Origin of the sequence: Neoaquamicrobium sediminum (assembly GCF_013240295.1) — a bacterium.
Classification (GTDB): Bacteria; Pseudomonadota; Alphaproteobacteria; order Rhizobiales; family Rhizobiaceae; genus Aerobium; species Aerobium sediminum.
On record NZ_JABETK010000002.1, the window covers coordinates 621,623 to 642,361 of the forward strand.

Sequence of the window (20,739 nt, forward strand, 5' to 3'; positions counted from 1 at the left end):
CCGCGGGGCAGGGCTCCGCGGCGCGCCCGAGATAATTACGGCGGCGATGCGGCCCATCCAGTCGCCACGATCAAGATGAGGGGTTTCGACCCCGACAAGGAGAACGGCATGAACCAAGAGGTCATGAATCTCTTCAATCCTCAGGCGCCGGCGCAGACTTTCGATTCGATCCGGATTTCGCTTGCGAGCCCTGAGAAGATCCAGTCCTGGTCCTTCGGCGAGATCAAGAAGCCGGAGACGATCAACTACCGTACGTTCAAGCCCGAGCGTGACGGCCTGTTCTGCGCGCGCATCTTCGGCCCCATCAAGGACTACGAGTGCCTGTGCGGCAAGTACAAGCGCATGAAGTACAAGGGCGTCATCTGCGAGAAGTGCGGCGTCGAAGTCACGCTGTCGCGTGTGCGCCGTGAGCGCATGGGCCACATCGAGCTGGCCGCGCCCGTCGCGCACATCTGGTTCCTCAAGTCGCTGCCCTCGCGCATCGGCACGCTGCTCGACATGACGCTCAAGGACATCGAGCGGGTTCTCTATTTCGAGAACTACATCGTGACCGAGCCGGGCCTGACGGCGCTGAAGGAGCACCAGCTTCTCTCGGAAGAGGAATACATGATCGCCGTCGACGAGTACGGCGAGGATTCCTTCACGGCCATGATCGGCGCCGAGGCGATCCACGAGCTTCTGTCCGGCATGGAGCTGGAGAAGATCGCGGGCGACCTGCGTTCGGAACTCGCCTCGACCACGTCGGAGCTGAAGCAGAAGAAGCTTCTCAAGCGCCTCAAGGTCGTCGAGAACTTCATGGAGTCCGGCAACCGTCCGGAGTGGATGATTATGAAGATCATCCCGGTCATCCCGCCGGACCTGCGTCCGCTGGTGCCGCTGGACGGCGGCCGCTTCGCGACGTCGGACCTGAACGACCTGTACCGCCGCGTCATCAACCGTAACAACCGTCTGAAGCGGCTGATCGAGTTGCGCGCGCCGGGCATCATCATCCGCAACGAGAAGCGTATGCTTCAGGAAGCGGTCGATGCCCTGTTCGACAACGGTCGTCGCGGCCGCGTCATCACCGGCGCTAACAAGCGTCCGCTGAAGTCGCTGTCCGACATGCTTAAGGGCAAGCAGGGCCGGTTCCGCCAGAACCTGCTCGGCAAGCGCGTCGACTATTCCGGCCGTTCGGTCATCGTGACCGGTCCGGAGCTCAAGCTGCACCAGTGCGGCCTGCCGAAGAAGATGGCGCTCGAACTCTTCAAGCCCTTCATCTACGCCCGTCTCGACGCCAAGGGTTACTCCTCCACCGTCAAGCAGGCCAAGAAGCTGGTCGAGAAGGAGAAGCCGGAAGTCTGGGACATCCTGGACGAGGTCATCCGTGAGCATCCGGTTTTGCTGAACCGGGCGCCGACGCTGCACCGTCTCGGCATTCAGGCCTTCGAGCCCACCCTGATCGAAGGCAAGGCGATCCAGCTTCACCCGCTGGTCTGCACGGCCTTCAACGCCGACTTCGACGGCGATCAGATGGCCGTTCACGTGCCGCTGTCGCTCGAAGCGCAGCTTGAAGCACGCGTGCTGATGATGTCGACCAACAACATCCTGCACCCGGCTTCGGGCGCACCGATCATCGTGCCGTCGCAGGACATGGTTCTCGGCCTCTACTATCTCTCGATCGTCAATCAGAACGAGCCGGGAGAGGGCATGGCGTTCGCCGACATGGGCGAGCTGCACCATGCGCTGGAGACCAAGGCTGTCACCCTGCACACCAAGATCAAGGGCCGTTTCAAGACCGTCGATGCCGAAGGCAAGCCGGTTTTCAAGATTTACGATACGACGCCGGGCCGCATGATCATCGGCGAGCTTCTGCCGAAGAACCACAACGTGCCGTTCGAGACCGCCAATCAGGAGATGACCAAGAAGAACATCTCCAAGATGATCGACACGGTCTATCGTCACTGTGGTCAGAAGGAGACGGTGATCTTCTGTGACCGGATCATGGCGCTCGGCTTCGGCCATGCCTGCCGCGCCGGCATCTCGTTCGGCAAGGACGACATGCTGATCCCGGATGCCAAGGAGAAGCTGGTTGCCGATACCGAGGCGCTCGCCAAGGAATACGAGCAGCAGTACAACGACGGCCTGATCACCCAGGGCGAGAAGTACAACAAGGTGGTCGACGCCTGGGCCAAGTGCTCGGAGAAGGTCGCCGACGAGATGATGGGCCGCATCAAGGCGGTCGAGTTCAACGATGACGGTCGTCAGAAGCCGATGAACTCGATCTACATGATGTCGCATTCCGGTGCGCGTGGTTCGCCCACCCAGATGCGTCAGCTTGCCGGTATGCGCGGCCTGATGGCCAAGCCTTCGGGCGAAATCATCGAGACGCCGATCATCTCGAACTTCAAGGAAGGCCTGACCGTTCTCGAGTACTTCAACTCGACCCACGGCGCACGTAAGGGCCTGGCCGACACCGCGCTCAAGACAGCGAACTCGGGTTACCTGACCCGTCGTCTCGTCGACGTGGCGCAGGACTGCATCGTCAACGCGACCGACTGCGGCACCGACAAGGGCCTCACCATGCAGCCGATCGTCGATGCCGGTCAGGTCGTGGCTTCGCTGGGTTCCCGCGTTCTGGGCCGCACGGCGCTCGACGACGTGATGCATCCGGTGTCCGGTGACCTGATCGTCAAGGCTGGAACGCTCATCGACGAGCGTGACGTCGACGCGATCGAGAAGGCCGGCATCCAGACGCTGCGTATCCGTTCGGCGCTGACCTGTGAGGTCCGCACCGGCGTCTGCGCGGTCTGCTACGGACGCGATCTGGCCCGCGGCACGCCCGTCAACCAGGGCGAGGCCGTCGGCGTTATCGCGGCGCAGTCGATCGGCGAGCCGGGTACCCAGCTCACGATGCGTACCTTCCACATGGGCGGAACGGCGCAGGTCGTCGACTCCTCGTTCCTCGAGGCGTCATACGAAGGCACGGTTGCGATCCGCAACCGCAACGTTGTGCGCAACTCCGACGGTCACCTCGTGGTGATGGGCCGCAACATGGCGGTTCTGATCCTCGACGAGGCCGGCAAGGAGCGCGCGGTGCACCGCGTCACCTACGGTTCGCGTATCTTCGTGGACGATGGCGACAAGGTGAAGCGTGGCCAGCGTATCGCCGAGTGGGACCCCTATACCCGTCCGATCCTCACCGAGGTCGGCGGCAAGGCGGCCTTCGAGGACCTGGTCGACGGTATCTCCGTGCAGGAAACCGCCGACGAGTCGACCGGCATCACCAAGCGTGAGGTCATCGACTGGCGTTCCACGCCGCGTGGTTCCGACCTCAAGCCGGCAATCACCATCCTTGACGACAAGGGCAAGGTTGCCAAGCTCGGCAAGGGCGGCGACGCACGCTTCATGCTCTCGGTCGAGGCCGTACTTTCGGTCGAGCCGGATGCCACTGTGCAGCCGGGTGACGTGATTGCGCGTATTCCGATGGAAAGCGCCAAGACGAAGGACATCACGGGCGGTCTGCCGCGCGTGGCGGAACTCTTCGAGGCGCGTCGTCCGAAGGACCACGCCATCATCGCCGAGATCGACGGTACGGTTCGGTTCGGGCGCGACTACAAGAACAAGCGTCGCATCGTGATCGAGCCGCATGACGAACAGGTCGAGCCGGTCGAATACCTGATCCCGAAGGGCAAGCCGTTCCACCTCCAGGAAGGCGACACCATCGAGAAGGGCGACTACATCCTCGACGGCAACCCGGCGCCGCACGACATCCTGGCGATCAAGGGCGTGGAGGCTCTTGCGAGCTACCTCGTCAATGAAATCCAGGAGGTCTATCGTCTGCAGGGCGTTATGATCAACGACAAGCACATCGAGGTGATCGTGCGCCAGATGCTGCAGAAGGTGGAAATCACCGTGCAGGGGGATTCGACCTATATCCCTGGCGACCATGTCGACGTGATTGAGCTCGAGGAGATCAACGACCGCCTGATCGAGGAGGGCAAGAAGCCCGCCGAAGGCCAGCCGGTTCTGCTCGGCATCACCAAGGCGTCGCTGCAGACGCCGTCGTTCATCTCCGCCGCCTCGTTCCAGGAGACGACACGTGTGCTGACCGAGGCAGCGGTTGCCGGCAAGACCGACACGCTGCAGGGTCTGAAGGAGAACGTGATCGTCGGCCGTCTCATCCCGGCGGGCACCGGTGGCCAGATGAGCCAGATCCGGCGCATTGCGACCTCGCGCGACGAGCTCATCCTCGACGAGCGTCGCAAGAACTCGGGCGTCGAGATGGCCGAGCCGATGCTGGCCGACATGACCGGAGACGCAGCCGAATAGGTCGCCCGAACCGGACATTGACGAACTGAAAAGCCGCCGGCATGCGCCGGCGGCTTTTTTGTTCGCGCCTGTAGCACCGCTGTTGAAGTTTCTTCAGGAGGAGCAGCGAACATTGTGCCATTGCGCGACGTCCCAAGCAGTTGGGTGTAGGCGCCTACCTCTTTAGCGGTATGACGTCAGCCGGATGAAGTCGGCGGAATGCAATTTTCCGAACGAGACCACGGATTTATTCAAGCTTAGGTAGCGGCCTCATGTTCAGGCTGCTAATGCTTGCTGGGGCTTGTGGGAGAAGCGTGTCATTCGGGGTGACGACTTTGTAAAGGGCGCAGTCGCGGAACTGTCCGACCGTTTACGTGATGCGGCTTGGGGACGGACTGACTGGGTAGAAATTTGCCGGCACCTGGAAGATTTGCTTCCTGGCTCAGCTCCGGCAATTATGAACTACGACCTGCCGCGCGGACTTATCAACGCCAGCTTTGTTGAGGGTATCGACGAGGAGTATGTCGAAACCTATCGCACCCACTACGCGGCGCTGAACCCGTGGCTCGACTACTGGGCTGCGTCTCCGTCGGGAGAAGTGCGGATTTCAGAGCGGGACAGCCCGTCTTCGGAGTTCCGCAAGAGCGAATTCTACAACGATTGGCTGGCGCCGCAGGGGAACATGACGGCTGCGGTCGGACTGCGGCTGGACGTCGATGCTCACAACATCATCCACGTCGCATGGCACTACAGTGAGTCAAATGCCGCGGACTATGATGAGCCGGCCGCGGCGATCCTCGACAATGTGAAAGGCACCTTCGCGGATGCCGTGCGAGCCGCCGCACTGCTGCGTGACGGTGTCGAGCATCGGCTGCGTTTCGGCGCCGTGATCGACAGGATCGACGGTGCGGCGTTGCTGGTTGAGCGCGACAGGCGAATTCGTGAGGTGAATGCCGAGGCGATCGCCGGACTGCAGGCTGGAGACGTGTTCAGCGGGGCAGGGGGCATGCTCCACCTGCGCGACGCCGGTGCCCAGCGCTGGCTGGAGGAAAACATATCCCGGCTTATCGGCGGCCTGCCGGTCACCGCCGCCAGCACGGTCATCAGAAACGAGGAACGAATTCTGCGCGTCAGCCTCACGGCCGCGCCGGACCATGTTGAGCGTGGGTTCCCGGCTCTCGTGCACCCGCGGCCGGTTGTGCTGGTCGTTGTCCGATTACTGGCGGGCGGCGAGGCCCGTATTGACGACACCAGTCTGCGCTTCGCCTTCGGACTGTCCACGGCCGAGGTGCGTCTGTGCGAGGTTCTGGCCAATGGTCATTCGCTTGCCGACGCTGCCGAGATGCTCGGCATATCGGAAGGCACGGTGCGGCAGCGCGTAAAGGTCGTCTTCCAGAAGACCGGCACCCACCGCCAAGGTGAGTTGATCGCCATGCTCGGACGATTTCGCCTTTGAGATTAACAGCTTGTTGATGGACTAAGCGGATTTCTCCCCCAAATGGGAGTAGGTGGGCGCCCCCAAATCACGTTAACTAAACCGGCCGTTGCGTAATCCGACACGTTCGGATGCCGGACCGGCAAGACGGTTGTGGTTCAATTTCGGGATCGCATACCATTGACCGCCTGGTCGGAGGCCCCTGGCCGGGCGGTCTTTTTTCTGGCGCTGCGCTCAGAAAATCTCGTCGAACGTGACGATGGACACCTCGCCTTCGAGCGCGCCCTGGTAGGCCGACATGTGCGGCTCGTCATCCGGCGCATCCTGCATGTCACCGATCTGGTCCAGCTCCGCTTCGGCGTAGCCCTCGCGCGCCAGGGCCTCCAGCGCCATGCGCACGGCCGAATCGTCATCGGGTGCGACCAGCATCACATGCACGCCTTCCGACTCGCCGCCCTTCTTGCGCCAGACTCGGCCGACGATGATCGTCACCGGCTTCTGCTCGTTGTCATTCATGACGTGATTCCCTATCTGTGGCGGCGAGACTGACACCGAGCGGCTGTTTCGCACATTTCGGATGGCCGAAACAGGTCGGAAGGGCTCATGAAATGCCGGACTGGCGCGTAATTGGGTAATTTTCTTGCTTGGCGCGCACGTTGGTGCCCGTAAGCGCCGAAACCGCGCGATTTGCCGGCATGCGGGGTTGACGATCCGCGGCGTTGGGGGTAGAAGCCGCCTCGTCTGAGCCGATGTGAGGCTTTCTTTTTCGGGACGTCGCGTCCTGGAGCAGGTCTCAAACAGGGTTCGTTTTACGAGCGACTTTACATTTCCGGCTTGCATGAAGCGGCTTCCGCTTCCTCTGCGTTTGTTCGGGCAAGACCGCCCTAAGCGGTTGTTGCTCGAATTGCTGTATGGAAACGCCGCTCCAGACGGCCCTGTGAGGGGCTTGAGACACCGGTTTTGAGATAGAAGGAAGGTTTGATGCCTACCGTCAACCAGCTGATCCGCAAGCCGCGCATAGCGCCGGTGAAGCGCAACAAGGTTCCGGCCATGCAGGCCAACCCGCAGAAGCGGGGCGTATGCACGCGCGTCTACACCACGACGCCGAAGAAGCCGAACTCGGCACTGCGCAAGGTTGCGAAGATCCGTCTCGTCAACGGCTTCGAGGTGATTGGCTACATTCCTGGCGAGGGTCACAACCTCCAGGAGCACTCTGTTGTCATGATCCGAGGCGGCCGCGTGAAAGACCTTCCGGGTGTGCGATACCACATCATTCGTGGCGTGCTCGACACCCAGGGTGTGAAGAACCGCAAGCAGCGCCGCTCCAAGTACGGCGCAAAGCGTCCGAAGTAAGGGTTTCCCCGGCTTCGGCGCTTTTGTTTTAAGCCCTGGCCGACGATCGTGAGAGACGAAGAATATGTCCCGACGCCACAGTGCAGAAAAGCGCGAGATCAATCCGGACCCGAAGTTCGGTGACCTCGTTGTTACCAAGTTCATGAACGCTGTCATGCTTCACGGCAAGAAGTCGATCGCCGAGACGATCGTCTACGGCGCGCTCGATCAGGTTGAAGCCAAGACGAAGCAGGAGCCGGTCACGGTCTTCCATCAGGCGCTCGACAATGTCGCGCCGCACGTTGAGGTCCGCTCGCGTCGCGTTGGTGGTGCGACCTACCAGGTCCCGGTCGATGTCCGTCCCGAGCGCCGTCAGGCCCTGGCGATCCGCTGGCTGATCACGGCTGCACGCAAGCGCAACGAGACGACGATGGTCGATCGCCTGTCCGGCGAGCTTCTGGACGCGGCCAACAACCGCGGTACCGCCGTCAAGAAGCGCGAAGACACGCACAAGATGGCTGAAGCCAACCGCGCCTTTGCGCACTACCGCTGGTAATCCGGCGAGCAGGGATACAAGAGGCACCACCATGGCCCGCGAATACAAGATCGAAGACTATCGCAATTTCGGCATCATGGCGCACATCGATGCCGGCAAGACGACGACGACCGAGCGCGTCCTGTTCTACACCGGCAAGTCGCACAAGATCGGCGAAGTCCACGACGGCGCCGCGACCATGGACTGGATGGAGCAGGAGCAGGAGCGCGGCATCACCATCACGTCGGCCGCGACCACGACGTTCTGGCGGGGCCGCGACGGCAAGAAGCGCCGCTTCAACATCATCGACACGCCCGGCCACGTCGACTTCACCATTGAGGTCGAGCGTTCACTGCGCGTTCTCGACGGTGCGATCGCGCTGCTGGACGCCAATGCCGGTGTGGAGCCGCAGACGGAGACCGTCTGGCGCCAGGCTGACAAGTACCACGTCCCGCGCATGATCTTCTGCAACAAGATGGACAAGATCGGCGCTGACTTCTATCGCTCGGTCGAGATGGTCGGTTCGCGCCTCGGTGCGCAGGCCGTCGTCATGCAGCTCCCGATCGGTGCGGAAAACGACTTCGCCGGCGTTGTCGATCTCATCGAGATGAACGCGCTCGTCTGGAAGTCCGAGAACCTGGGCGCCGAGTGGGATATCGTCGAGATTCCCGCCGACCTCAAGGATCGCGCTGAAGAGTACCGTGAGAAGCTGATCGAAGCCGCCGTCGAGATGGACGAGGCTGCGCTCGAGGCTTACCTCGATGGCACCATGCCGTCGAACGACGAGCTGCGCGCGCTGATCCGCAAGGGCACCATCGAGGTCAAGTTCTTCCCGATGTTCTGCGGCTCTGCCTTCAAGAACAAGGGCGTGCAGCCGCTGCTCGACGCTGTCGTCGACTTCCTGCCGTCGCCGATCGACGTGCCGTCGATCAAGGGCATCGACCCGAAGACCGAAGCCGAGATTAGCCGCAAGTCGTCCGACGACGAGCCGCTGTCGATGCTCGCATTCAAGATCATGAACGACCCGTTCGTCGGCTCGCTGACCTTCGCACGCATCTATTCGGGCAAGCTCACCAAGGGCGTCTCGCTCGAGAACACCGTCAAGGGCAAGAAGGAACGCATCGGCCGTATGCTGCAGATGCACTCCAACTCGCGTGAGGACATCGAAGAGGCATTTGCGGGCGACATCGTCGCGCTGGCTGGCCTCAAGGACACGACCACTGGCGATACGCTCTGCGATCCGCTGAAGCCGGTCATTCTCGAGCGCATGGAATTCCCCGATCCGGTCATCCAGATCGCGATCGAGCCCAAGACCAAGGGCGATCAGGAGAAGATGGGCCTCGCGCTCAACCGTCTGGCTGCCGAGGATCCGTCCTTCCGCGTCAAGACCGACGAGGAAAGCGGCCAGACCATCATCGCCGGCATGGGCGAGCTTCATCTCGACATTCTCGTCGACCGCATGAAGCGCGAGTTCAAGGTCGAGGCGAACGTAGGCGCGCCGCAGGTTGCATACCGTGAGACGATCACGCGTGCCGCCGAGGTGGACTACACCCACAAGAAGCAGACCGGCGGTACGGGCCAGTTCGCCCGCGTCAAGCTGGTCTTCGAGCCGAACCCGGAGAGCGAAGAGTTCGTCTTCGAGTCCAAGATCGTCGGCGGCGCTGTTCCGAAGGAATACATCCCAGGCGTCCAGAAGGGCATCCAGAGTGTTCTGTCCTCCGGTCCGGTTGCGGGCTTCCCGATGCTCGGCGTCAAGGCGACGCTGGTTGACGGCGCCTTCCACGACGTCGACTCCTCGGTTCTGGCGTTCGAGATCGCCTCGCGCGCTGCCTTCCGTGAAGGTGCGCAGAAGGCCGGCGCGCAGCTCCTCGAGCCGATCATGAAGGTCGAGGTCGTGACGCCGGAAGATTACGTCGGCAGCGTCATCGGCGACCTGAATGGCCGCCGCGCCAGATCCAGGGCCAGGAAGCACGCGGTGTTGCCGTGGTGATCAACGCCATGGTGCCGCTCGCGAACATGTTCAAGTACGTCGATACGCTGCGTTCGATGTCGCAGGGCCGCGCCCAGTACACGATGCAGTTCGACCACTACGAGCCGGTTCCGACCGCGGTCGCCCAGGAAATCCAGAAGAAGTACGCGTAACCGGAAGCCGGACGCGAGAAGCAGAACTAGCAGCCTGAACAGGCGCACAGGAAATGGAGAAGTCACATGGCCAAAGGTAAATTTGAGCGTAATAAGCCGCATGTGAACATTGGCACGATTGGTCACGTTGACCATGGCAAGACGTCCCTGACGGCGGCGATCACGAAGTTCTTCGGCGAGTTCCGGGCTTATGACCAGATCGACGCTGCACCGGAAGAGAAGGCGCGCGGCATCACGATCTCGACGGCTCACGTCGAGTACGAGACGGAGAACCGTCACTACGCCCACGTCGACTGCCCCGGCCACGCCGACTATGTGAAGAACATGATCACGGGTGCCGCGCAGATGGACGGCGCGATCCTGGTTGTGTCGGCTGCCGACGGCCCGATGCCGCAGACGCGCGAGCACATTCTGCTTGCCCGTCAGGTTGGCGTTCCGGCGATCGTTGTGTTCCTGAACAAGGTCGACCAGGTTGACGACGCTGAGCTTCTCGAGCTTGTCGAGCTCGAGGTTCGCGAGCTTCTGTCGGTCTACGAGTTCCCGGGCGACGACATTCCGATCATCCCCGGTTCGGCGCTTGCCGCGCTTGAGGATTCCAACAAGGAGATCGGCGAGGACGCGGTCCGCAAGCTGATGGCCGAGGTCGACGCCTACATCCCGACGCCTGAGCGTCCGATCGACCAGCCGTTCCTGATGCCGATCGAGGACGTGTTCTCGATCTCGGGTCGCGGCACGGTGGTGACTGGCCGCGTGGAGCGCGGTGTGGTCAAGGTCGGCGAGGAAGTCGAGATCGTCGGCATCCGTCCGACCTCGAAGACGACGGTTACGGGCGTCGAGATGTTCCGCAAGCTGCTCGACCAGGGCCAGGCTGGCGACAACATCGGCGCGCTGATCCGCGGCGTTGGTCGTGAGGACGTTGAGCGTGGCCAGATCCTGTGCAAGCCGGGTTCTGTGAAGCCGCACACGAAGTTCAAGGCCGAGGCCTACATCCTGACGAAGGAGGAGGGTGGCCGTCACACGCCGTTCTTCACCAACTACCGTCCGCAGTTCTACTTCCGCACGACGGACGTGACGGGCATCGTGACGCTGCCGGAAGGCACTGAGATGGTGATGCCGGGCGACAACGTGACGGTCGACGTGACGCTGATCGTGCCGATCGCGATGGAAGAGAAGCTGCGCTTCGCCATCCGCGAAGGCGGCCGCACCGTCGGCGCCGGCATCGTCGCCGCAATCACGGAATAAGAAGATCAACAGGGTCTGTCGCGGGCGCGGTTGTTGCCCGCGCCCGCGGAAGACTTGAAGGAATTGACTAGATGAACGGGCAAAACATCCGCATCCGCCTCAAAGCGTTTGACCATCGCGTACTTGATGCGTCGACGCGCGAGATCGTATCGACGGCGAAACGCACCGGGGCCAACGTTCGCGGGCCCATCCCGCTGCCGACGCGGATCGAGAAATTCACGGTGAACCGCTCGCCGCACATCGACAAGAAGAGCCGCGAGCAGTTCGAGATGCGCACGCATAAGCGCCTCCTGGACATCGTAGACCCGACCCCGCAGACCGTCGACGCTCTTATGAAGCTCGACCTGGCCGCCGGCGTCGACGTCGAGATCAAGCTCTAGGGGCTTAAACATGAGCCGGCCGGGTTCGCCCGAAAGGCTCCTCTGAGAAACAAGAGGCTGGAGGGGCTGGTCCCCGACAGGGAACTCTGAAGGAAGACAACCGATGCGTTCAGGTGTTATCGCACAGAAAATCGGGATGACGCGCGTCTACAACGACGCTGGTGAGCATGTGCCGGTCACGGTTCTCCGCATGGAGAACTGCCAGGTCGTTGCTCAGCGTACCCAGGAAAAGAACGGCTATACGGCGCTGCAGCTCGGCGTCGGGCTTGCCAAGGTGAAGAATACGACGAAGGCGATGCGCGGCCATTTCGCGACTGCTTCCGTCGAGCCGAAGGCCAAGCTCGCGGAGTTCCGCGTGTCGCCGGACAACCTGATCGACGTCGGTTCGGAGATCACCGTCGAGCATTTCGTCGCCGGCCAGAAGGTCGACGTGACGGGCACCTCGATCGGTAAGGGTTTCCAGGGCGTCATGAAGCGCCACAACTTCGGTGGTGGCCGCGCGACCCACGGTAACTCGGTCTCGCACCGCTCGCACGGCTCGACCGGTCAGCGCCAGGACCCGGGCAAGGTGTTCAAGGGCAAGAAGATGGCCGGTCACATGGGGGCCACCCGCGTGACGACGCAGAACGTCGAGGTCGTTTCGACCGACGCCGATCGCGGCCTGATCCTGATCCGCGGCGCGGTTCCGGGTTCCAAGGGCGCCTGGATCATGGTTCGCGACGCCGTGAAGGCACCGCTTCCGGACAATGCTCCGAAGCCGGGCGCCGTCCGCGCCGCCAAGAAGGTAGATGCTCCGGCGGCGGAAGCTGCTCCGGCGGCTGAGGGAGCCGAATGATGGATATCAAGATCACCACTCTTTCCGGCAAGGCTGCCGGCGAGGTGAAGCTCTCCGACGAGATCTTCGGCCTCGATCCGCGTGAGGACATCCTCCAGCGCGTCATTCGCTGGCAGCTCGCCAAGAAGCAGCAGGGTACGCACAAGGCCAAGGGCCGCGCGGAAATCTCGCGCACCGGCGCCAAGATGTACAAGCAGAAGGGTACGGGCCGCGCCCGTCACCACTCCGCTCGCGCTCCGCAGTTCCGCGGCGGTGGCAAGGCGCACGGCCCGGTCGTTCGCAGCCACGAGCACGATCTGCCGAAGAAGGTCCGCGCGCTTGGCCTGCGCCACGCGCTTTCGGCCAAGGCGAAGGCTTCGAACCTGATCGTCGTCGACGAGCTGGCGCTGAAGGATCCCAAGACGAAGGCTCTGGTGGCGGATTTCGCCAAGCTGGGGCTGACCAACGCGCTGGTGATCGGCGGTGCCGAGCTCGACCAGAACTTCAAGCGCGCTGCGTCGAACATTCCCAACATTGACGTGCTGCCGATCCAGGGCATCAACGTCTACGACATTCTGCGCCGTGGCACGCTCGTGCTGTCGAAGGCCGCAGTCGAGGCTCTGGAGGAGCGGTTCAAATGACTGATCTTCGCCACTATGACGTGATCGTCTCGCCGGCGATCACCGAGAAGTCGACCATGGCTTCCGAGTACAACCAGGTGGTCTTCAACGTTGCCCGCAAGGCGACGAAGCCGGAGATCAAGGCGGCTGTCGAGGCGCTGTTCGGCGTCAAGGTCACCGCTGTCAATACGCTCCTGCGCAAGGGCAAGGTGAAGCGGTTCCGCGGCACCATCGGGCGCCAGAGCGACGTCAAGAAAGCCGTCGTGACGCTGGCTGAAGGCCAGTCGATCGACGTCGCGACCGGACTGTAAGGACGGAACGATGGCACTGAAGAAATTCAATCCGATTACGCCGAGCACGCGCCAGCTCGTGATCGTCGACCGTTCGGGTCTTTACAAGGGCAAGCCGGTGAAGGGGCTGACCGAAGGTCTGACCAAGAACGGCGGTCGCAACAACACCGGTCGCGTCACCAGCCGCTTCATCGGCGGCGGTCACAAGCGCACCTACCGCATCATCGACTTCAAGCGTCGCAAGTTCGACGTCGGCGGTACGGTGGAGCGTCTGGAGTACGATCCGAACCGCACCGCCTTCATCGCGCTGATCAAGTACGATGACGGTGAGCTTGCCTACATCCTGGCGCCGCAGCGTCTGGCTGCCGGCGACCGCGTGGTGGCCGGTGAGAGCGTCGACGTGAAGCCGGGCAACGCGATGCCGCTGGGCTCGATGCCGGTCGGCACGATCGTCCACAACGTCGAGCTGAAGCCGGGCAAGGGCGGCCAGATCGCCCGTTCGGCAGGTGCTTACGTGCAGCTCGTCGGTCGCGACCAGGGCATGGCGATCCTGCGCCTCAACTCGGGGAGCAGCGCATCGTGTCCGGCGCATGCCTGGCCACTGTCGGTGCCGTGTCCAACCCGGACCACGGCAACATCAACGACGGCAAGGCAGGTCGTACCCGTTGGCGCGGTAAGCGTCCGCACAATCGCGGCGTGACCATGAACCCGGTCGACCACCCGCACGGCGGTGGTGAAGGCCGCACATCCGGCGGCCGGCACCCGGTGACCCCGTGGGGCAAGCCGACCAAGGGCAAGAGAACGCGGTCCAACAAGGCGACCGACAAGTTCATCATGCGCTCGCGCCACCAGCGCAAGAGCTAAGGAAAGGTAGTCAGACGTGACCCGTTCAGTTTGGAAAGGCCCGTTCGTCGACGGCTATCTGCTCAAGAAGGCGGATAAGGTTCGCGAGGGTGGCCGTAACGAGGTGATCAAGATGTGGAGCCGTCGCTCCACCATCCTGCCGCAGTTCGTCGGCCTCACCTTCGGTGTTTACAACGGCCAGAAGCACGTCCCGGTCAATGTGACCGAGGAGATGGTTGGCCACAAGTTCGGTGAGTTCTCGCCCACCCGTACCTATTACGGCCACGGCGCGGACAAGAAGGCAAAGAGGAAGTAACGATGGGCAAGGCCAAAGCTCCGCGCAGGCTCGCCGACAACGAGGCGCGCGCCGTACTGCGCACGATCCGCGTCAGCCCGCAGAAGCTGAACCTCGTTGCCGCGCTGATCCGTGGCAAGAAGGTCGGCACTGCGCTCGCCGATCTCGAGTTCTCCCGCAAGCGCATCGCCGGCACCGTCAAGAAGACGCTGGAGTCCGCGATCGCGAATGCCGAGAACAATCACGATCTCGATGTCGACGCACTGGTCGTCGCCGAGGCCTATGTCGGCAAGTCGATCACCATGAAGCGCTTCCATGCCCGCGGGCGTGGCCGTGCGAGCCGGATCGAAAAGCCGTTCTCGCACCTCACCATCGTGGTGCGCGAAGTTGAAGAGAAAGTGGAGGCCGCCTGATGGGCCAGAAAATCAACCCGATCGGTCTGCGTCTCGGCATCAACCGCACCTGGGATTCGCGCTGGTACGCGAACACCGGCGAGTACGGCAAGCTGCTGCATGAGGATCTGAAGATCCGCGAGTACCTCGAGAAGGAACTCAAGCAGGCCGCGGTGTCGAAGATCGTGATCGAGCGCCCGCACAAGAAGTGCCGCGTGACCATTCACGCCGCGCGTCCGGGTCTCATCATCGGCAAGAAGGGCGCCGACATTGAGAAGCTGCGCCGCAAGCTGACCGAGATGACGAAGGCTGAAACGCACCTCAACATCGTCGAGGTCCGCAAGCCTGAGATCGACGCCAAGCTGGTCGCTCAGTCGATCGCACAGCAGCTCGAGCGCCGCGTCGCGTTCCGCCGTGCCATGAAGCGCGCCGTTCAGTCGGCCATGCGCCTTGGCGCCGAAGGTATCCGCATCAACTGCGCGGGTCGCCTGGGCGGTGCGGAAATCGCACGCATGGAGTGGTACCGTGAAGGCCGCGTGCCGCTGCATACGCTGCGCGCCGACGTCGACTACGGCACCGCCGAAGCGCAGACGGCCTACGGCATCTGTGGCGTCAAGGTGTGGGTGTTCAAGGGCGAGATCCTCGAGCACGACCCGATGGCGTCCGAGCGCAAGGCAATCGAGGCCGACAGCCACGGTGGTGGTCCGCGTCGCCGCGAAAACGCCTGAGAAGCATAGGGATTTTGGAGAAGAACGATGCTGCAGCCAAAGCGCACAAAGTTCCGCAAACAGTTCAAGGGCCGTATTCACGGCGCTGCCAAGGGTGGCACCGACCTGAACTTCGGCGGCTTCGGCCTTAAGGCGCTCGAGCCCAACCGGGTCACCGCGCGTGAGATCGAGGCGGCTCGCCGCGCGATCACCCGCCAGATGAAGCGTCAGGGTCGCGTCTGGATCCGGGTGTTCCCGGATCTGCCGGTCACCTCGAAGCCGACCGAAGTCCGCATGGGTAAGGGCAAGGGCTCCGTCGATTATTGGGCGGCGCGCGTCAAGCCGGGCCGCGTCATGTTCGAGATCGACGGCGTGTCCGAGGAGATCGCCCGCGAGGCGCTGCGTCTCGGCGCTGCCAAGCTTTCGGTGCGCACGCGCTTCGTGCAGCGCATCGCAGAATAGGAAGGGCCACGAGATGAAAGCCTCCGACGTGAGGGCCAAGACCCTCGACGAGCTGAACGATGAACTGGGTTCGCTGAAGAAGGAGCAGTTTAACCTGCGCTTCCAGAAGGCCACCGGTCAGCTCGAGAAAACCGCGCGCGTCAAGCAGGTCCGCAAGGACATCGCGCGCATCAAGACGATTGCGGCGGAAAAGTCCGCCGCCAAGAAGGCTTAAGGACGAAGAAAATGCCGAAGCGCATCATGCAGGGCACTGTCGTCAGCGACAAGAACGACAAGACCGTTGTCGTCAGGATCGAGCGCCGCTTCACCCATCCGGTGATGAAGAAGACGGTTCGTCAGACCAAGCGCTACAAGGCGCATGACGAGAGCAACGCCTGCAAGGTAGGCGACTTCGTCTTCATCCAGGAGGCGGCTCCGATCTCCAAGGACAAGCGCTGGGTCGTGATTCAGAACCAGACGCAGGAACAGGCGGCGAAAGCCGAGTAACAACGAATTTTGGACAAGCCGGGCAGGGCGCCGCGAGCGCACTGCCGGAAATGAAGAAGAAGGCGGCCAGTCATGATTCAGATGCAAACAAACCTCGACGTCGCGGATAATTCCGGCGCGCGTCGTGTCATGTGCATCAAGGTGCTGGGCGGCTCGAAGCGGAAGTATGCCTCGGTCGGCGACATCATCGTCGTTTCGGTCAAGGAAGCCATTCCGCGCGGCCGCGTTAAGAAGGGTGACGTGATGAAGGCGGTCGTGGTTCGCACGGCCAAGGACATCCGTCGTTCGGACGGCAGCGTGATCCGTTTCGACAAGAACGCGGCCGTTCTCGTCGACAACAAGAAAGAGCCGATCGGCACCCGTATCTTCGGACCGGTTCCGCGCGAACTCCGCGCCAAGAGCCACATGAAGATCATCTCGCTCGCGCCTGAAGTGCTCTAAGGAGGCCGGTGAAATGCAGAAGATTCGCAAGGGCGACAACGTCGTCGTACTCGCCGGCAAGGACAAGGGCCGCACCGGTGAGGTGCTGCGCGTCATGCCCAAGGACGACAAGGCGCTGGTGCGCGGCGTCAACATGATCGTGCGCCATCAGAGGCAGTCGCAGACCCAGGAAGGTGGGCTCATCCGCAAGGAAGCGCCGATTCACCTGTCCAACATCGCAGTTGCCGATCCCAAGGACGGCAAGACGCCGACACGCGTCGGTTTCGAGGTCCGCGACGGCAAGAAAGTGCGCGTCGCGAAGCGCTCGGGAGAAGTCATCAATGGCTAATCAGTACGAACCGCGGATGAAGGCGCTTTACCGCGACCAGATCCGCAAGGCTCTCCAGGAGCAGTTCAACTACGACAACGAGATGCAGATTCCGCGTCTCGACAAGATCGTCATCAACATGGGTGTCGGCGAAGCCACGGCGGATTCCAAGAAGCCGTCGGTCGCTGCCGAGGACCTTGCGCAAATCGCCGGCCAGAAGGCTGTCGTGACCAAGGCGCGCAACTCGATCGCCGGCTTCAAGGTTCGCGAGAACATGCCGATCGGCGCCAAGGTTACGCTCCGCAAGGACCGCATGTACGACTTCGTGGATCGCCTGGTCACGATCGCGCTGCCGCGCGTTCGCGATTTCCGCGGTCTGAACGCGAAGAGCTTTGATGGCCGCGGCAACTTCGCCATGGGCATCAAGGAACACATCGTGTTCCCCGAGATCAACTACGACAAGGTCGACCAGATCTGGGGAATGGACATCATCGTTTGTACGACCGCCAAGACGGACGACGAGGCCCGGGCTCTGCTCAAGGCCTTGAACTTCCCCTTCCGGCAGTAACGGCAGCGAACAAAGGAACCTGAAATGGCAAAGACCAGCTCAGTCGAGAAGAACGAGAAGCGCCGCAAGCTCGTCAAGCAGTACGCCGCGAAGCGCGCGGAGCTCAAGGCGATCATCATGGATCAGGACAAGCCGATCGAGGAGCGCTTCCGTGCGCAGCTCAAGCTTGCCGCCCTGCCGCGCAACTCGGCGAAGAACCGTATCCGCAATCGCTGCGAAGTGACCGGCCGTCCGCGCGCCTACTACCGCAAGCTCAAGATGAGCCGCGTTGCGCTGCGCGAACTCGGCAACAACGGCCTAGTTCCCGGCCTCGTCAAGTCCAGCTGGTAAGGAGGACATCAAATGTCCATGAGTGATCCTCTCGGCGATATGCTGACCCGCATCCGCAACGCCTATGGCCGCCGCAAGAACAAGGTGACGACGCCGGCTTCGAGCCTGCGCGCCCGTGTTCTCGAAGTGCTGAAGTCCGAAGGCTACATCCGCGACTACGCCAAGGTCGACTACGACAATGGCAAGTCGGAGCTGGAGATCGAGCTGAAGTACTACGAAGGCACCCCGGTGATCCGCGAGATCGCCCGCGTCTCCAAGCCCGGTCGCCGCGTCTACGTGTCGGTCAAGTCGATCCCGTCGGTCGCCAACGGCCTCGGCATCTCGATCCTGTCGACGCCCAAGGGCGTGATGGCAGACCATCAGGCCCGCGAGCAGAATGTCGGCGGTGAAGTGCTCTGCCAGATCTTCTGATCGGGCCGGCTGACTGAAGAACAAGAAGGACGAGGACAGCAACATGTCTCGTATTGGAAAGAAACCGGTCGCTGTTCCGCAGGGCGTCACCGCCAGCGTCGACGGCCAGACCGTTACCGCCAAGGGCCCCAAGGGCGAGCTCAAGTTCGTCGTCAACGACGAAGTTCTGGTGAAGCTGGACGACGGCGCGATCGCCGTCGAGCCGCGCGACCAGAGCAAGGACGCCCGCTCCAAGTGGGGCATGTCGCGCACGCAGATCGAGAACATCGTGACCGGCGTGAAGGAAGGTTTCGAGCGCAGGCTCGAGATCACCGGCGTCGGCTACCGCGCGGCCATGCAGGGCAAGAACCTGCAGCTCGCTCTTGGCTTCAGCCACGACGTGGTCTATGAGGCGCCCGAAGGCGTGACGATTTCCGTGCCGAAGCCGACCGAAATTGTGGTCAATGGCATCGACAAGCAGGTCGTCGGCCAGGTTGCGGCGGAGATTCGCAAGTATCGCGGTCCCGAGCCCTACAAGGGCAAGGGTGTCCGTTATGCCGGCGAGCGCATCGTCCGCAAGGAAGGCAAGAAGAAGTAAGAACTGCAACGCCACGGGGTGTGGTCGCGGGAAGCCCAGCTTACCGCATATGGCCAGCCCCGTTTTACAAGGCAAGGAATCAGGCCATGGCCTCCAAGGAATCCATCCAGCGCCGCGCCCAGCGCGTGCGTCGTCAGTTGAAGAAGGTTGCCGGCGAGCGTCCGCGCCTGTCGGTCTACCGTTCTTCGAAGAACATCTACGCCCAGGTTATCGACGATTCGAAGGGCCACACGCTGGCTTCCGCGTCGACGCTGGAGAAGGACCTGAAGGGTTCGCTCAAGACGGGTGCGGACGCTGCCGCTGCTGCTGCCGTCGGCAAGCTGCTTGCCGAGCGCGCCGCCAAGGCCGGTGTAAAGGAAGTCGTATTCGATCGCGGACCTTACATCTATCACGGCCGCGTCAAGGCACTCGCCGACGCTGCTCGCGAAGGCGGCCTCAGCTTCTAAATTCGCCGCCGCCCGCGCATGACGTCGTGGCGGCATTTCCCATCAACCGTGCTACCGGAAAAGAATAAGGATCAGGGCAATGGCACAGGAACGTAGGGACGGCGGTCGCGATCGCCGTGACCGTGAAGAGCGCGACAGCGAATTCGTCGACAAGCTCGTTCATATCAATCGCGTCGCCAAGGTGGTGAAGGGTGGTCGTCGCTTCGGCTTCGCCGCGCTCGTCGTCGTCGGCGACCAGAAGGGCCGCGTCGGCTTCGGCCACGGCAAGGCCCGTGAAGTGCCGGAGGCCATCCGCAAGGCTACCGAAAGCGCCAAGCGCGACATGATCTTCGTGCCGCTTCGCTCGGCCCGTACGCTGCATCACGACGTCGAGGGCCGCCACGGTGCGGGTCGCGTCCTGCTGCGCGCCGCCAAGGCCGGTACCGGCATCATCGCAGGCGGCCCGATGCGCGCTGTCTTCGAGACGCTGGGCGTGCATGACGTCGTTGCCAAGTCGATGGGTTCGTCGAACCCGTACAACATGGTGCGCGCCACCTTCGATGCGCTGAAGAGCCAGATGCATCCGAAGGACATCGCTGCGCAGCGCGGCATCAAGTATTCGGCCCTGCAGGCGCGCCGTGGCGCCGCCGCGACGGCTGAAGAATAGGGCAGGGATTTGCGATCATGGCCAAGAAACAGGGCAAGACGCTGACGGTCGAACAGATCGGCAGCCCAATCCGCCGCCCGGTCGAACAGCGCGCGACGCTGATCGGCCTGGGTCTCAACAAGATGCATCGTCGCTCGACGCTGGAGGACACTCCCTCCGTGCGCGGCATGATTGCGAAGGTGCAGCATCTCGTCCGCGTCGTGGACGAGGCATAGCACCGCAGGAGCGCTAACGATGAAACTCAACGAATTGCGTGATCGCGACGGCGCCACGAAGTCCCGCAAGCGCGTGGGCCGTGGCATCGGCTCCGGTTCCGGCAAGACCGGCGGCCGCGGCGTCAAGGGTCAGAAGTCCCGCTCGGGCGTGTCGATCAACGGCTTTGAGGGTGGCCAGATGCCGCTCTACCGCCGTCTGCCGAAGCGTGGCTTCAAGAACATCTTCGGCAAGGACTATAACGAAGTCTCGCTCGGCCGCATTCAGGCGGCGATCGACGCCAAGAAGCTCGACGCCAAGGAGACTGTGACGGTCGAGGCGCTCGTCAAGGCCGGCGTCATCCGCCGCGCCAAGGACGGCGTGCGCCTGCTGGGCGGCGGCGAGCTGAAGACGAAAGTCAACTTCGACATCGCCGGTGCTTCCAAGCCGGCGCTCGAACAGGTTGAGAAGGCCGGGGGATCGGTGAAGCTGCCAGAAGCAGCCGCAGCCGAGTAACGGGCTTCCACGAGGCGGCGGCCTGCCCATGCTACAGCCCGGT

26 protein-coding genes and 2 pseudogenes are annotated in these 20,739 nt (G+C 62.6%); 27 read left to right on the plus strand and 1 reads right to left on the minus strand.

Features of this window, described 5'->3' with window-relative positions:
- Positions 1 to 108: 108 nt before the first annotated feature.
- Together rpoC and HK436_RS14840 are read left to right on the plus strand one after the other, a co-directional pair.
- Positions 109 to 4,308 (plus strand): DNA-directed RNA polymerase subunit beta', encoded by a 4,200-nt coding sequence (rpoC, locus tag HK436_RS14835; RefSeq protein WP_173190961.1) that lies wholly within the window; start codon positions 109 to 111, stop codon positions 4,306 to 4,308.
- 436 nt (positions 4,309 to 4,744) lie between these two features.
- A complete protein-coding gene (locus HK436_RS14840) occupies positions 4,745 to 5,743 on the plus strand; it encodes a helix-turn-helix transcriptional regulator (protein WP_173190963.1) in 999 nt (332 codons plus the stop codon).
- A gap of 213 nt (positions 5,744 to 5,956) precedes the next feature.
- On the opposite strand, the gene HK436_RS14845 is transcribed toward HK436_RS14840, so the two are convergent.
- Complete coding sequence (locus HK436_RS14845) at positions 5,957 to 6,238, minus strand: transcriptional regulator (RefSeq protein ID WP_173190965.1); 282 nt, start codon at positions 6,236 to 6,238, stop codon at positions 5,957 to 5,959.
- 465 nt (positions 6,239 to 6,703) lie between these two features.
- Here HK436_RS14845 and rpsL point away from each other — a divergent pair, with 465 nt between their 5' ends.
- From rpsL to rplO, 25 genes and pseudogenes are all read left to right on the plus strand, one after another.
- Positions 6,704 to 7,075 (plus strand): 30S ribosomal protein S12, encoded by a 372-nt coding sequence (gene rpsL, locus HK436_RS14850; RefSeq protein WP_024585419.1) that lies wholly within the window; start codon positions 6,704 to 6,706, stop codon positions 7,073 to 7,075.
- A gap of 64 nt (positions 7,076 to 7,139) precedes the next feature.
- Positions 7,140 to 7,610, plus strand: a complete 471-nt coding sequence (gene rpsG / locus HK436_RS14855; protein WP_173190972.1) for a 30S ribosomal protein S7 — start codon at positions 7,140 to 7,142, stop codon at positions 7,608 to 7,610.
- 31 nt (positions 7,611 to 7,641) lie between these two features.
- Positions 7,642 to 9,731 (plus strand): annotated as a pseudogene (gene fusA, locus HK436_RS14860) (elongation factor G).
- A 66-nt stretch (positions 9,732 to 9,797) separates the two neighbouring features.
- The gene (gene tuf, locus HK436_RS14865; RefSeq protein WP_173190949.1) at positions 9,798 to 10,973 is read left to right on the plus strand and encodes an elongation factor Tu; all 1,176 of its coding nucleotides are present in this window, start codon (positions 9,798 to 9,800) and stop codon (positions 10,971 to 10,973) included.
- Positions 10,974 to 11,044: 71 nt separating this feature from the next.
- On the plus strand, positions 11,045 to 11,353 hold the full coding sequence (gene rpsJ / locus HK436_RS14870; RefSeq protein ID WP_007066362.1) for a 30S ribosomal protein S10: 309 nt from the start codon (positions 11,045 to 11,047) through the stop codon (positions 11,351 to 11,353).
- 103 nt (positions 11,354 to 11,456) lie between these two features.
- Positions 11,457 to 12,188 (plus strand): 50S ribosomal protein L3, encoded by a 732-nt coding sequence (rplC, locus tag HK436_RS14875; protein ID WP_173190974.1) that lies wholly within the window; start codon positions 11,457 to 11,459, stop codon positions 12,186 to 12,188.
- A complete protein-coding gene (rplD, locus tag HK436_RS14880; protein WP_173193493.1) occupies positions 12,188 to 12,808 on the plus strand; it encodes a 50S ribosomal protein L4 in 621 nt (206 codons plus the stop codon). The genes rplC and rplD overlap by 1 nt, the downstream gene beginning before the upstream one ends.
- Positions 12,805 to 13,098, plus strand: a complete 294-nt coding sequence (locus HK436_RS14885) for a 50S ribosomal protein L23 (RefSeq protein WP_173190976.1) — start codon at positions 12,805 to 12,807, stop codon at positions 13,096 to 13,098. Before rplD ends, HK436_RS14885 begins: the two co-directional genes overlap by 4 nt.
- Before the next feature lie 10 nt (positions 13,099 to 13,108).
- Positions 13,109 to 13,941 (plus strand): annotated as a pseudogene (gene rplB, locus HK436_RS14890) (50S ribosomal protein L2).
- Between the two features lie 16 nt (positions 13,942 to 13,957).
- Positions 13,958 to 14,236: a 30S ribosomal protein S19 gene (gene rpsS / locus HK436_RS14895; protein ID WP_173190978.1), complete on the plus strand. Its 279-nt coding sequence runs from the start codon at positions 13,958 to 13,960 to the stop codon at positions 14,234 to 14,236.
- A gap of 2 nt (positions 14,237 to 14,238) precedes the next feature.
- Positions 14,239 to 14,628 carry a 50S ribosomal protein L22 gene (gene rplV / locus HK436_RS14900; RefSeq protein WP_173190981.1) on the plus strand — a complete coding sequence of 130 codons (390 nt, stop codon included), beginning with the start codon at positions 14,239 to 14,241 and terminating at the stop codon, positions 14,626 to 14,628.
- Complete coding sequence (rpsC, locus tag HK436_RS14905; RefSeq protein WP_173190983.1) at positions 14,628 to 15,335, plus strand: 30S ribosomal protein S3; 708 nt, start codon at positions 14,628 to 14,630, stop codon at positions 15,333 to 15,335. The genes rplV and rpsC overlap by 1 nt, the downstream gene beginning before the upstream one ends.
- A gap of 27 nt (positions 15,336 to 15,362) precedes the next feature.
- Positions 15,363 to 15,776 carry a 50S ribosomal protein L16 gene (gene rplP / locus HK436_RS14910; RefSeq protein WP_148913241.1) on the plus strand — a complete coding sequence of 138 codons (414 nt, stop codon included), beginning with the start codon at positions 15,363 to 15,365 and terminating at the stop codon, positions 15,774 to 15,776.
- 13 nt (positions 15,777 to 15,789) lie between these two features.
- On the plus strand, positions 15,790 to 15,990 hold the full coding sequence (gene rpmC / locus HK436_RS14915) for a 50S ribosomal protein L29 (RefSeq protein ID WP_173190985.1): 201 nt from the start codon (positions 15,790 to 15,792) through the stop codon (positions 15,988 to 15,990).
- A gap of 11 nt (positions 15,991 to 16,001) precedes the next feature.
- The gene (gene rpsQ / locus HK436_RS14920) at positions 16,002 to 16,262 is read left to right on the plus strand and encodes a 30S ribosomal protein S17 (RefSeq protein ID WP_173190987.1); all 261 of its coding nucleotides are present in this window, start codon (positions 16,002 to 16,004) and stop codon (positions 16,260 to 16,262) included.
- Positions 16,263 to 16,334: 72 nt separating this feature from the next.
- Positions 16,335 to 16,703, plus strand: coding sequence for a 50S ribosomal protein L14 (gene rplN, locus HK436_RS14925; RefSeq protein WP_173190989.1), 369 nt, complete (start codon positions 16,335 to 16,337; stop codon positions 16,701 to 16,703).
- Between the two features lie 13 nt (positions 16,704 to 16,716).
- A complete protein-coding gene (gene rplX, locus HK436_RS14930) occupies positions 16,717 to 17,031 on the plus strand; it encodes a 50S ribosomal protein L24 (RefSeq protein ID WP_173190991.1) in 315 nt (104 codons plus the stop codon).
- The gene (rplE, locus tag HK436_RS14935; RefSeq protein WP_173190992.1) at positions 17,024 to 17,578 is read left to right on the plus strand and encodes a 50S ribosomal protein L5; all 555 of its coding nucleotides are present in this window, start codon (positions 17,024 to 17,026) and stop codon (positions 17,576 to 17,578) included. The genes rplX and rplE overlap by 8 nt, the downstream gene beginning before the upstream one ends.
- A 24-nt stretch (positions 17,579 to 17,602) precedes the next feature.
- Positions 17,603 to 17,908, plus strand: a complete 306-nt coding sequence (gene rpsN / locus HK436_RS14940) for a 30S ribosomal protein S14 (RefSeq protein WP_173191000.1) — start codon at positions 17,603 to 17,605, stop codon at positions 17,906 to 17,908.
- Positions 17,909 to 17,920: 12 nt separating this feature from the next.
- Positions 17,921 to 18,319, plus strand: coding sequence for a 30S ribosomal protein S8 (gene rpsH, locus HK436_RS14945; protein ID WP_173191002.1), 399 nt, complete (start codon positions 17,921 to 17,923; stop codon positions 18,317 to 18,319).
- A gap of 43 nt (positions 18,320 to 18,362) precedes the next feature.
- A complete protein-coding gene (rplF, locus tag HK436_RS14950; protein ID WP_173191004.1) occupies positions 18,363 to 18,896 on the plus strand; it encodes a 50S ribosomal protein L6 in 534 nt (177 codons plus the stop codon).
- 86 nt (positions 18,897 to 18,982) lie between these two features.
- Positions 18,983 to 19,342: a 50S ribosomal protein L18 gene (rplR, locus tag HK436_RS14955; RefSeq protein WP_173191006.1), complete on the plus strand. Its 360-nt coding sequence runs from the start codon at positions 18,983 to 18,985 to the stop codon at positions 19,340 to 19,342.
- A 79-nt stretch (positions 19,343 to 19,421) separates the two neighbouring features.
- Positions 19,422 to 19,988 carry a 30S ribosomal protein S5 gene (rpsE, locus tag HK436_RS14960; protein WP_173191008.1) on the plus strand — a complete coding sequence of 189 codons (567 nt, stop codon included), beginning with the start codon at positions 19,422 to 19,424 and terminating at the stop codon, positions 19,986 to 19,988.
- 17 nt (positions 19,989 to 20,005) lie between these two features.
- Positions 20,006 to 20,203 (plus strand): 50S ribosomal protein L30, encoded by a 198-nt coding sequence (rpmD, locus tag HK436_RS14965; protein ID WP_173191010.1) that lies wholly within the window; start codon positions 20,006 to 20,008, stop codon positions 20,201 to 20,203.
- Between the two features lie 19 nt (positions 20,204 to 20,222).
- Entirely contained in the window at positions 20,223 to 20,696 is a 474-nt protein-coding gene (gene rplO / locus HK436_RS14970; protein WP_173191012.1) for a 50S ribosomal protein L15, read from the plus strand.
- Positions 20,697 to 20,739: the final 43 nt, after the last annotated feature.

Coding starts and splice junctions, on each gene's coding strand:
- rpoC (WP_173190961.1), top strand. CDS start 109: ATGAACCAAGAGGTCATGAATCTCTTCAATCCTCAGGCGCCGGCGCAG.
- HK436_RS14840 (WP_173190963.1), top strand. CDS start 4,745: ATGAACTACGACCTGCCGCGCGGACTTATCAACGCCAGCTTTGTTGAG.
- HK436_RS14845 (WP_173190965.1), bottom strand. CDS start 6,238: ATGAATGACAACGAGCAGAAGCCGGTGACGATCATCGTCGGCCGAGTC.
- rpsL (WP_024585419.1), top strand. CDS start 6,704: ATGCCTACCGTCAACCAGCTGATCCGCAAGCCGCGCATAGCGCCGGTG.
- rpsG (WP_173190972.1), top strand. CDS start 7,140: ATGTCCCGACGCCACAGTGCAGAAAAGCGCGAGATCAATCCGGACCCG.
- tuf (WP_173190949.1), top strand. CDS start 9,798: ATGGCCAAAGGTAAATTTGAGCGTAATAAGCCGCATGTGAACATTGGC.
- rpsJ (WP_007066362.1), top strand. CDS start 11,045: ATGAACGGGCAAAACATCCGCATCCGCCTCAAAGCGTTTGACCATCGC.
- rplC (WP_173190974.1), top strand. CDS start 11,457: ATGCGTTCAGGTGTTATCGCACAGAAAATCGGGATGACGCGCGTCTAC.
- rplD (WP_173193493.1), top strand. CDS start 12,188: ATGGATATCAAGATCACCACTCTTTCCGGCAAGGCTGCCGGCGAGGTG.
- HK436_RS14885 (WP_173190976.1), top strand. CDS start 12,805: ATGACTGATCTTCGCCACTATGACGTGATCGTCTCGCCGGCGATCACC.
- rplV (WP_173190981.1), top strand. CDS start 14,239: ATGGGCAAGGCCAAAGCTCCGCGCAGGCTCGCCGACAACGAGGCGCGC.
- rpsC (WP_173190983.1), top strand. CDS start 14,628: ATGGGCCAGAAAATCAACCCGATCGGTCTGCGTCTCGGCATCAACCGC.
- rplP (WP_148913241.1), top strand. CDS start 15,363: ATGCTGCAGCCAAAGCGCACAAAGTTCCGCAAACAGTTCAAGGGCCGT.
- rpmC (WP_173190985.1), top strand. CDS start 15,790: ATGAAAGCCTCCGACGTGAGGGCCAAGACCCTCGACGAGCTGAACGAT.
- rpsQ (WP_173190987.1), top strand. CDS start 16,002: ATGCCGAAGCGCATCATGCAGGGCACTGTCGTCAGCGACAAGAACGAC.
- rplN (WP_173190989.1), top strand. CDS start 16,335: ATGATTCAGATGCAAACAAACCTCGACGTCGCGGATAATTCCGGCGCG.
- rplX (WP_173190991.1), top strand. CDS start 16,717: ATGCAGAAGATTCGCAAGGGCGACAACGTCGTCGTACTCGCCGGCAAG.
- rplE (WP_173190992.1), top strand. CDS start 17,024: ATGGCTAATCAGTACGAACCGCGGATGAAGGCGCTTTACCGCGACCAG.
- rpsN (WP_173191000.1), top strand. CDS start 17,603: ATGGCAAAGACCAGCTCAGTCGAGAAGAACGAGAAGCGCCGCAAGCTC.
- rpsH (WP_173191002.1), top strand. CDS start 17,921: ATGTCCATGAGTGATCCTCTCGGCGATATGCTGACCCGCATCCGCAAC.
- rplF (WP_173191004.1), top strand. CDS start 18,363: ATGTCTCGTATTGGAAAGAAACCGGTCGCTGTTCCGCAGGGCGTCACC.
- rplR (WP_173191006.1), top strand. CDS start 18,983: ATGGCCTCCAAGGAATCCATCCAGCGCCGCGCCCAGCGCGTGCGTCGT.
- rpsE (WP_173191008.1), top strand. CDS start 19,422: ATGGCACAGGAACGTAGGGACGGCGGTCGCGATCGCCGTGACCGTGAA.
- rpmD (WP_173191010.1), top strand. CDS start 20,006: ATGGCCAAGAAACAGGGCAAGACGCTGACGGTCGAACAGATCGGCAGC.
- rplO (WP_173191012.1), top strand. CDS start 20,223: ATGAAACTCAACGAATTGCGTGATCGCGACGGCGCCACGAAGTCCCGC.